Origin of the sequence: Paraburkholderia sp. 22099 (assembly GCF_052045835.1) — a bacterium.
Lineage (GTDB): Bacteria > Pseudomonadota > Gammaproteobacteria > Burkholderiales > Burkholderiaceae > Paraburkholderia > Paraburkholderia terricola.
In genome coordinates, this window is the sequence record NZ_JBQEPU010000040.1 from 44,215 (window position 1) to 53,843 (window position 9,629).

Sequence of the window (9,629 nt, forward strand, 5' to 3'; positions counted from 1 at the left end):
ACAAACATGCAGCAGACCGTCACCGCGGGCAGCCCCCCGCTTGCGTCGCCGAACGTTCGCATCGGCATCGACCCCGGCGCGGAAATCTCCGCGCGCATGGATCGACTGCCCATCACGCGGCATCTCTGGATGCTCGTGTTCCTCATTTCGCTCGGCGGCTTCTTCGAGGTCTACGACCTGATCTTCACCGGCTATATCGCGCCGGGCATGGCGAAGAGCGGTCTGCTCAAGACCACGACGAGCGCGTTCTTCGGCTTCACCGGCATCGCCGGCTTCATCGCCGCGACGTTCGCGGGGCTCTTCGTCGGCACCTTCGGGTTCGGCTGGCTGCCGGACCGCTACGGGCGCCGCGCCGTGTTCACCTTTTCGCTGCTGTGGTACTCGGTCGGCTCGGCGATCATGGCCTTCCAGACGACGCCCGAAGGCGTGATCCTGTGGCGCTTCATCACGGGCATCGGCGTGGGCGTGGAGATCATCACGATCGACAGCTACGTCACCGAACTGGTCCCGCAACACATGCGCGGCCGCGCGATGGCGTTCAACCAGATGGTGATGTTCGCGGCCGCGCCGGTCGCGGCGATCCTCTCGTACTGGCTCGTGCCGACGACGGTGTTCGGCATCGACGGATGGCGTGTCGTGGTGCTCGCGGGATCGATCGGCGCGGTGCTCGTGTGGTTCATCCGCCGCGCCGTGCCGGAGAGCCCGCGCTGGCTCGCGACGCACGGCCACGTGGAGAAGGGCGAGCGGGTCGTGGCGAAGATCGAGGCGATCGTCACGCGCGAGACAGGCAAGGCGCTGCCGCCGCCGCTACCGGTGATCGAGCAGCCCGCGCATCGGCGCGCGTCGTTTGCGGAGCTGTTGCAGCCGCCGTACCGCTCGCGCTTCATCATGCTGATCGTCTTCAACTTGTGCCAGGCGATCGGCTATTACGGCTTCGCCAACTGGGTGCCGACGCTTCTGATCGGCCAGGGCATCACCGTGACGAAGAGCCTGCTGTATTCGTTCATCATCGCGTTCGCAATGCCGGCGGGCCCGATGCTCGCGATGCTCTACGCCGACAGGATCCAGCGCAAATGGCTGATCGTCGGCGGGGCGCTTGCGGTGATCGTTTGCGGCCTGGCATTCGGGCAAGTGAAGGAAGCCGTGCCGCTCATCATTCTCGGCGTGCTGATCAGTCTCGCCGGGCAGACCATTTCCGTATCCTTCCACGCGTACCAGGCCGAACTCTTTCCGACCGCGGTGCGCTGCCGTGCGAGCGGTATCGTGTATTCGGTCAGCCGCATCGGGGCGATGATGTCGGGGTTCTTCATCGCCTTCCTGTTACGCGATTTCGGCGTCGCGGGTGTGTTCACCGGCATTACCGGCTGCATGCTGGTCGTTGCCGTGGCAATCGGCGTGTTCGGACCCAGGACCAACGGCGTCCGACTCGAGGAGCTGAATCGGTGAGTTCGATGACGCGCTCAGTTCCGCTTTCGGGCTCACGTTGCAGATGCGGTTTTCATACCGAGGTCGGCAATTCCGACTTGCGCACCCTGTGCCTTCCCTTGCTGCGCCGGATCGCGATCATGACCAGCAAGACGACGGGGGCAATCAACAATCCTTCCGCCAGTTCCGGATCGAGAGGGAAATGCAGTGTATGAAGCGCCTTGAATCCGGCCGACGCCAGCGAGAGCACGTAATAGGAGATCGCGGCCACGGACAGGCCCTCGACCGCGTGTTGCAGCCTCAACTGGCTGCGCGCGGTCTGATTCATGCCTTCCAGTAAGCGGGTCGTGTCCTCTTCCTGCGCGAGGTTGACGCGCGTGCGCAGCAGATCGACGGCTCTCGCCACCCGTCCAGCGAATTGCTCGTGGCGCGCCCAGACCGTCTTGCACGTCTCCATCGCCGGAGCGAAGCGCCGCTCCATGAATTCGGCGATCGTCGGCATCCCTTCAATGCGTTCTTCGCGCAGCTCGTGAATGCGCGCAAGCACGAGTTTTTCGTAAGCACGCGACGCGCTGAAGCGCCCGCTCGACCCCGCCAGTGACTCGATACGCACGGCAAGATGCGTGAGACGCACCAGCAGTTCCGCATCGTTGCGGCGCCCCTGGCTCGTGTCCATGCTGTGCATCAACGGCTGAAGCGCCGACTGCAATTCGTCGAGACTTCTGCCCAGTTCGCGGGCGACCGGCAGCGCCAGCAGGGCCATCATCCTGTATGTCTCGATCTCGTAGAGGCGCTGCAGGAGACGTCCGCCCTGCTCTTCCCGGAAGCCATCGTCGATCACGAGAAATCGCGAGAAGCCGTCGGACCGGATGGTCCAGTCGCAGTAAACCTGTCCGCCGCCCAGCACCGTGCTGCCCACCAGAATGGCGCCGTCGATCCACTGACGCACGCTCTGACGTGCCGCACCGGCTGCATCGCCCGACACGAGTTCCATCCGGGCGGCGACGAACCGCTTGCCTTCAAAACCGTGAAACCATTCAGAGGGAACATGTTCCTCCGCCAGATCGGAAAAGTAGTCCGCGTCATGGCGTTGCGCGACGAACGTGAAGGTGGAGAATTCGGTGTGCCTCTCCCATTTCAATTGCTTCTCGTCATTCCACCGTGCCGAGTAATGCGTCGTTCCCTCGGCGGGAATCGCGAGGCCGGTCAGTCTGCACAGCGATCGAAGCAGTGCTTCGTGAACGGAAGGGTCGCCGTCGGCATAGATGGCAAAGTGGGTAAGCGCCACTGATCCGCCGATCCGGAGAAACGGCCGCGCATGCAACTCGCGCGCGAGGCTGGCGCGCAGAAAATGGTCCATGGCTGATCTTCTTTCTGATTGTCCTGCGCGTCGTCGCGCGATCGGGACCAACCGGCGCTAACCGGTACTAACCTGTACTGTCAGGCGCTCACGAAGGCGTGGACGAGCCGGTTGAATACCGCTGGTTTCGCGACGTTCATTCCATGCGACGCGCCGGCAATGGTTTGTTTGTCCGCGTAATCGATCCAATCCGCGAGCTTTTCAACGTTGTTGCGAAACATGCGAGGGCTCTTTTCGCCCTCGATCAGCAACGTCCTGCACTTCACGTCGCGCGCCGCGTCATGCGAGTACGCGGGCAACGGATCTCTAAACTGCTTCGGCAACGTGGCGGCGTTGTCGATCGCCATGGTGCGGAAGCTCGCGGGACTCTTGCGCCAGAAACCGGGCATGCTCACCGAGTCGACGAACAGTTCCAGTCCCGCGTCGATCGCACCGCTCTCGATCAGATCGGCAACCTTGGCGCGAAGCACATTGGTCGCGGGCGGCAGCGCTGCTTCCGGCGCCCGATCGATTTGCAACGGGCCGCCCGGATCAGCAAGCGTCAGCGTTTTAACCAACCGCGGATACTCGCGCGCCACGTGGAAGGCGACGCAGCCACCCCGCGAGTGCCCGACCAGATGAACCGGCCCGAGGTTCATTGCGGCAATGAACTCGGCAAGCTCAGCGACGTGCGTCTTCCAGCCGAATTCCCCTTGAATGCAGGCATCGGAAGCCGGCCAGTAATGGCTGAGACTGACCGAAACGCAGAGGAAATGCTTCGAGAGAAAATCCGTTTGACCGCTCCAGTAGCGGTAATCGCAAAGCGATCCATGCACGAACACCAGTGGCGCTCCCGAACCGCTGACCACATAGGGCACGCAAATGCCGGAGGGGACGGTGACAAAGCACAACTCCGGGACAGCAAGTATTGAAGGGTCGGTTCGCGCGTTCATGCATGGGCTCCTTTTACCGCACTATGCACGACGCAATAACCTAAGAAAATCGCGTAATATTGATGGCATCTATCGATTTATCTGATACCAATGAAAGCACTCGATCTGGACGTTCTGACAATGATCGTCGCCGTCGCCGACACGGGGAACATCAGCCGGGCGGCGGACGTCGTGCATCGCTCGCAATCGGCGGTGAGCATGCAGATCAAGACGCTCGAAACCGCGCTCGGCAAGCCGCTTTTCGTGCGCAAGCCGAGAAGCGTGATCCCCACGCAAGACGGCGAGGTCCTGCTGACGTTTGCGCGGCGCATGCTCGCGCTGCGCGATGAAGCATGGGCGGCGGTGGTCCGGCCCGACGTCACCGGCCGGGTCGTCATCGGTGTGCCGGACGACTACGCGTCGTCACTGCTGCCGTCGATTCTCAAGAAATTTTCTGCCCAATACCCGAAGGTCGAGATTCAGGTCGTCGGACTGCCGAGCGTGGCGCTCGCGCCGATGGTGAAGGACGGCTCGGTCGACCTGGTCTGCGGAACCCGCGTGAAGGGCCTATCGGGCGAGTTCATCCGGCACGAACCGATGGTCTGGGCCGCGGCGCCGAGTTCGCATGACATCTGGCGCGAACGGCCGCTGCCGATTGCCGTGTTCCTGCCGGGTAGCGTCGCCCGCGAAAACGCGATCCGCAGCCTGGAGCGGGCCAGGATCACCTATCGGACCTCCTATGAGAGCCCGAGCCTGCTCGGCCTGCTCAGCATGGTCGAGGCGGGACTCGCAGTGGCGCCGCTCGCGCAATGCGCGGTGCCTGCTCATCTGAGCTTGCTCGGCCACGCGCACGGCTTGCCCGAGATCGCCGCGCTGGAACTCATACTTGCGCGGAGTGCCAAATCGAAGCGCCCGCCATGCGACTTTCTCGCCGAAAAGATCATGTCGGAACTGCGGCGTTAATCGCACAGGTGATCGCAACGGGCCTCGCGTCAGCGCAATCGATGACGATGCGAACAGGGCGTCTCGGCGTGCGACTGCCCCATGTTCGCACCAGGGTTGCGGGTGCGGCGCCGTGCGCGTTCATGCCGCCCGCGTTCGCCCGGCTGTGAGGAGCGCAGGCTCGCCGTATGCCGCAGGTGTGGCTCGCCGATACTCCCGGAGCCTGCCGGCGTGACCTCGCCGTCGTCATGGCGACCCGGAAAATTATTGCCGGGTTTGATCGCGGCCATCAGGGTTTTGAGTCTCTTCATCATGATCAGACGGTGCTCAACCGTGCAAGCTCGGTGTCGACCAGCAGCTTCTTCAGTTCAGGCACGCACGACCCGCAGTTACCACCGGCCTTCAGGCACGCGGTAATCTCCGCCGCGGTCTTGAGCCCTTGTTCGCGGATCGCCGCGCAGATCGTGTTGCGTCCGACACCGAAACACGAGCAGACCGTCGGCCCCGTATCGACGCCCTTGCCGATCGGCTGTCCTGCCAGCAGACCCGCACGATCCGCTTCATCGAGCCTGTCCTTGGCGAACAGGCCCGCGAGCCACGTACGCGACGGCAACTGCGATTGCGGACGCGCCGAGACAAAGATGCAACTCTCGATACGCTCGTCCACCAGGTGCACGGCGCGATAGACGCCCGCCGTGCGGTCCTCGTAGTCGAGCCAGTCGGCGTGCGGATCGTCGATACCGAACAGCGCTTGCGCCCAGCCGCCGTGATCGGCGAGCGGCTTGCGCCCCGCGAGTTCATAGCGCACGAACTGCGCGCCGTGGACGCGCGTCCAGTACGTCACGTCATCCAGCACCGGGGCGCGACGGCTCAGCGAGAAGCCGTGCCAGGCGACGTCGAACCTGTCGACGCGCACCGGCGTGTGTTTGAACTCAGGCTCCCCGGAAACCGGATCGACCACGGGATTCACCACCGCGCCGATGCGCGCGTCGGACGCGACCTGATCGTTCCAGTGGATCGGCACGAACACGCTGCCGCGCGACATGCCGCCACCATGCTGCACGCGCGCGACCATCGTGCCCCAGCGGCTCGACACGCGCGCGAGTTCGCCTTCGCGCACGCCGCACGACAGCGCGTCCTGCGGATGCAGATCGACGAAGGCTTCCGTCACGTGACCGGCGAGTTTCTCCGACTTACCCGTGCGGGTCATCGTGTGCCATTGGTCGCGCACGCGGCCGGTATTCAGCGTCAGCGGATAGTCGTCGTCCGGCGCGTGGATCGGATCGCGCGGCGGCGTCGCGACGAAACGCGCCTTGCCGTCCGCGTGGGCATAGCGTCGATCACCGAACAGACGCGCGGTGCCGTGCGGCGCCGCGCCGCTCGCCGCCGGCACCGGCCACTGGATCGGCTGCAGCGCATCGTAACGCTCGCGGCCGAGCGCGACGAGCCCGCCGAGATTGAACACGCGCGGCACGTTACCGTCGGTTTGTGTTTCGCTTGCGGCCTCATGGCTGTCAGCGGTCTCGCTACCGTTGCCGGGGTCGTTGCCGGGGTCGTTCCGATAGGCACTCAGCCGCGCATGCTCGTCGAAGATTTCATGCGCATCCGAGAAATCGAAGCCGGCATACCCCATGCGCTGCGCGACGTCGCAGATGATGCGCCAGTCGGCGCGCGCTTCGCCCGGCGCCGGCAGGAACGCGCGCTGGCGCGAGATCCTGCGCTCGGAGTTGGTGACGGTGCCGTCCTTCTCGCCCCAGCCGAGCGCCGGCAGCAGGACGTGGGCGAACGCATTGGTGTCCGTGTTCTCGACGATGTCGGAGCTGACGACGAGCTCGCAGCGCGCCAGCGCGCGCTTCGCCTGATCGCCGTCGGGCAGGCTCACGACCGGGTTCGTGCCCATGATCCAGACGGCCTTGATCTGGCCGCGCTCGATCGCCTCGAACAGTTCGACGGCCTTGAGTCCCGGCCGCTGCGCGATGGCGGGCGAATCCCAGAACGTCCGCACGAGTTCTCGATGACGCGGATTGTCGAGTTCCAGATGGGCCGCCAGCATGTTCGCGAGGCCGCCCACTTCACGCCCGCCCATCGCGTTCGGCTGGCCGGTAAACGAGAACGGGCCCATTCCCGGCTTGCCGATGCGGCCGGTCAGCAGATGGCAATTGATGATGCTGTTGACCTTGTCGGTGCCGGAACTCGACTGGTTCACGCCTTGCGAATAGACCGTCACCACCCGCTCGGTTCGCGCAAAAAGCCGATAGAACTCGAGCAGATCGTGCGGGTCGAGCTTGCAGGCCTTCGCGCATTGCGCGAGGTCGAAGCCGTTCGTCACGTCGGTCGAAGCGGCATCGAGCGCCTGTGCGTAGCCGGTCGTATGCGCATCGACGAAGCCCGCATCCGTCGTGTCATGTTCCGCCAGAAAACTGAGCAGCCCGTTGAACAGCCGGACATCGGTGCCCGCCTTCAGCGGCAGGTGGAGGTCGGCCATTTCGCAGGTCGCGGTATAGCGCGGGTCGATCACGACGACCTTCATATCGGGTCGCGTTTCCTTGATCTTGACGATCCGCTGGAACAGGATCGGATGGCACCACGCGGTATTCGATCCGACCAGCACGACCAGGTCCGCGAGTTCGAGGTCTTCGTAGCACACCGGCACGAGGTCCTCGCCGAACGCACGCTTGTGCCCCGCCACCGACGAGGACATGCACAGGCGTGAATTGGTGTCGATGTTCGCGCTGCCGATGTACCCCTTCACCAGCTTGTTGGCGACGTAGTAGTCCTCCGTCAGCAGTTGTCCCGAGACGTAGAGCGCGACCGCCTCCGGGCCGTGCCGATCGATGATGCGGCGCAAGCCGCCGGCGACCGTGTCGAGCGCATCGCTCCACGACACGGCGCGCAAGGCGCCGCTGCCGGGCTCGCGCAGCTTCGGTTGCAGCAGGCGTCCGTCGAGCCCGACCGTCTCGCCGAGCGCCGAGCCCTTCACGCACAGGCGGCCGGCGTTTGCCGGATGGCGTTCGTCGCCGGCGATCTCGGGCGGGCCGTCCGGGCGCGGGGTCGCGCGTACGCCACAGCCTACGCCGCAGTACGGACAAGTGGTCCTGACAGCGTCGCGGCTGCCATCGGACGCGCTGGAAATAGCGATGGGAAAACTCACGTTGCGTTCCGGTTCAGGCGGGCTGCGCCTCGCAGAGGGCTTTGCCGAACAGCAACTGGCTGCGCAGCGATGAAATGTCGGTCCGGTTCTGGATCAGCTCGAAATACCATGCGCCTTCCTTGACGTCGCCATAGAGCACGGCGCCGACCACCCGGTTGTCCTCGATCACGAGGCGCTTGTAGACGCCGCGTCGCGGATCGCGCAGCACGAGGTCCTCGGAATCCGGGCCGCCGATGAAGTCGCCGGCCGAATACAGTTCGACGCCGGTCACTTTCAGCTTGGTCGCGGTCGCGCGCTGCACGTAACGGCGGTGGCCCGCGCCGGCGAGATGTGCGCCGCAAACGCGCGCCTGATCCCAGATCGGCGCGACGAGGCCGAAGGTCGCCGTGCGATGCTGCACGCATTCGCCGACGGCGTAGACACGCGGATCGTAGGTCTGCAGGGTGTCGTCGACGACGATCGCGCGCTCGCAGTGCAGACCCGCCTGTTTCGCAAGGTCGATGTTCGGGCGCACGCCGGCCGTCATCACGACGAGGTCCGCGGGAATCTCCGTGCCGTCGTCGAAACGCACGGCGGTGACGCGCTCCGGTCCGACGATTTCCGCGGTGTTGGCCCGCAGCAGGAAACGCAAGCCCTTGCGTTCCAGCGCCTGCTGCAACAAGGCCGACGCGCTCCTGTCGAGCTGGCGCTCCATCAGGCTGTCCATGACATGCACGACCGTGACCGACATGCCCTGGCGCATGAGTCCGTTCGCCGCCTCCAACCCGAGCAGTCCACCGCCGATCACCACGGCGTGGCGATGACTGCGCGCCGCGGCGAGCATCGTTTCGACATCCTGGATATCGCGAAACGCGATCACGCCCGGCAGGTCGTGGCCCGGCACGGGAATCAGGAAAGGCTTCGAGCCGGTCGCGAGCAACAGCCGGTCATAGCCCACCTCGACGCCGCTTTGCGAACGCACGATGCGGCGTCTGCGGTCAATCGCAATCACTGGATCGCCGGCATGCAGCCGGATACCGTTCTGCGCATACCAGTCGCGCGTATTGAGGATGATGTCGTCGACCGTCTTCTCGCCGGCCAGCACCGGCGAAAGCAGGATGCGGTTGTAGTTGCCGTACGGCTCCGCGCCGAATACGGTGATGTCGTAAAGATCCGGCGCGAGCTTCAGCAATTCCTCGACGGTGCGCATGCCCGCCATGCCGTTGCCGATCACGACGAGGCGCGGGCGGGAAGGCGCGCTGAGCGATGCGCCTCCCGAAGTCTGCACGTCGACTTCACGTTTCATGCCGCGACCCACACCGTGCCGCTCTGCACGCGCACGGGGTATGCGCTGACGGAATTCTCGGGCGCTTCCAGGCACTCGCCGGTGCGCAGATCGAAGTGATGCTTGTAGATCGGCGAGGCGACCACGATGCGTTCGCCGAGGCTGCCGATCAGGCCGCGCGAGAGCACCGCGGCGCGCGAACCCGGATCGAAATTGTGGATCGCGAACACGCCGCCCTCGCCGTCCGCGACGTGAAATACCGCGACCTGTTCGCCGTTGACCAGCGCGCAGACGCCCGTATTCGGGACGATGTCGTCGAGCGCGCACACGGGCGTCCAGGATTGTGAAGTCTGATTGTTGCTCATGCTGGGTTCCTCACGTCGGGTGGATGAACGATCAGGCGGGTTCGGCGACAACAGGTATCGGGAACTGCTTCGCTTGCCGTTCGACCGGCGTCGCCGGACGAATCTGCCCGCGCTCCTCGACGAACGTCACGGTGTTGTCGGCCTGGTCGCTGTTGACGAAATGGCGGAAGCGCTTGCGCGTTTCAGGATCGGTCACCGCCTTCTTCCATTC

8 protein-coding genes are annotated in these 9,629 nt (G+C 64.7%); 2 read left to right on the forward strand and 6 right to left on the reverse strand.

The genetic code is table 11. The features are described from left to right. Positions 1–6 precede the first annotated feature (6 nt). Positions 7–1,446 carry an MFS transporter gene (locus tag ACTJLC_RS28110; protein WP_310313485.1) on the forward strand — a complete coding sequence of 480 codons (1,440 nt, stop codon included), beginning with the start codon at positions 7–9 and terminating at the stop codon, positions 1,444–1,446. Between the two features lie 52 nt (positions 1,447–1,498). Here the strand turns inward: ACTJLC_RS28110 and ACTJLC_RS28115 are convergent, their stop codons facing one another. Both ACTJLC_RS28115 and ACTJLC_RS28120 read right to left on the reverse strand, forming a co-directional pair. After that, on the reverse strand, positions 1,499–2,785 hold the full coding sequence (locus ACTJLC_RS28115) for a DUF3422 family protein (protein WP_310313482.1): 1,287 nt from the start codon (positions 2,783–2,785) through the stop codon (positions 1,499–1,501). Positions 2,786–2,865: 80 nt separating this feature from the next. After that, the gene (locus ACTJLC_RS28120) at positions 2,866–3,717 is read right to left on the reverse strand and encodes an alpha/beta fold hydrolase (RefSeq protein WP_436264339.1); all 852 of its coding nucleotides are present in this window, start codon (positions 3,715–3,717) and stop codon (positions 2,866–2,868) included. A 90-nt stretch (positions 3,718–3,807) separates the two neighbouring features. Here ACTJLC_RS28120 and ACTJLC_RS28125 point away from each other — a divergent pair, with 90 nt between their 5' ends. Beyond that, entirely contained in the window at positions 3,808–4,659 is an 852-nt protein-coding gene (locus ACTJLC_RS28125) for a LysR substrate-binding domain-containing protein (protein ID WP_186814049.1), read from the forward strand. 295 nt (positions 4,660–4,954) lie between these two features. Here the strand turns inward: ACTJLC_RS28125 and ACTJLC_RS28130 are convergent, their stop codons facing one another. The 4 genes from ACTJLC_RS28130 to ACTJLC_RS28145 all read right to left on the reverse strand — a co-directional run. Beyond that, the gene (locus ACTJLC_RS28130) at positions 4,955–7,789 is read right to left on the reverse strand and encodes a molybdopterin-dependent oxidoreductase (protein ID WP_310313476.1); all 2,835 of its coding nucleotides are present in this window, start codon (positions 7,787–7,789) and stop codon (positions 4,955–4,957) included. Positions 7,790–7,802: 13 nt separating this feature from the next. Next, positions 7,803–9,074 (reverse strand): NAD(P)/FAD-dependent oxidoreductase, encoded by a 1,272-nt coding sequence (locus ACTJLC_RS28135; protein WP_310135503.1) that lies wholly within the window; start codon positions 9,072–9,074, stop codon positions 7,803–7,805. Further along, positions 9,071–9,418, reverse strand: coding sequence for a nitrite reductase small subunit NirD (gene nirD, locus ACTJLC_RS28140; RefSeq protein WP_073428988.1), 348 nt, complete (start codon positions 9,416–9,418; stop codon positions 9,071–9,073). The genes ACTJLC_RS28135 and nirD overlap by 4 nt, the downstream gene beginning before the upstream one ends. Positions 9,419–9,449: 31 nt before the next feature. Beyond that, positions 9,450–9,629, reverse strand: a 180-nt coding sequence (locus ACTJLC_RS28145; RefSeq protein WP_440845880.1) for a hypothetical protein, incomplete at its 5' end; no start/stop codon positions are given.

Coding starts and splice junctions, on each gene's coding strand:
- ACTJLC_RS28110 (WP_310313485.1), top strand. CDS start 7: ATGCAGCAGACCGTCACCGCGGGCAGCCCCCCGCTTGCGTCGCCGAAC.
- ACTJLC_RS28120 (WP_436264339.1), bottom strand. CDS start 3,717: ATGAACGCGCGAACCGACCCTTCAATACTTGCTGTCCCGGAGTTGTGC.
- ACTJLC_RS28135 (WP_310135503.1), bottom strand. CDS start 9,074: ATGAAACGTGAAGTCGACGTGCAGACTTCGGGAGGCGCATCGCTCAGC.
- nirD (WP_073428988.1), bottom strand. CDS start 9,418: ATGAGCAACAATCAGACTTCACAATCCTGGACGCCCGTGTGCGCGCTC.
- ACTJLC_RS28125 (WP_186814049.1), top strand. CDS start 3,808: ATGAAAGCACTCGATCTGGACGTTCTGACAATGATCGTCGCCGTCGCC.
- ACTJLC_RS28115 (WP_310313482.1), bottom strand. CDS start 2,785: ATGGACCATTTTCTGCGCGCCAGCCTCGCGCGCGAGTTGCATGCGCGG.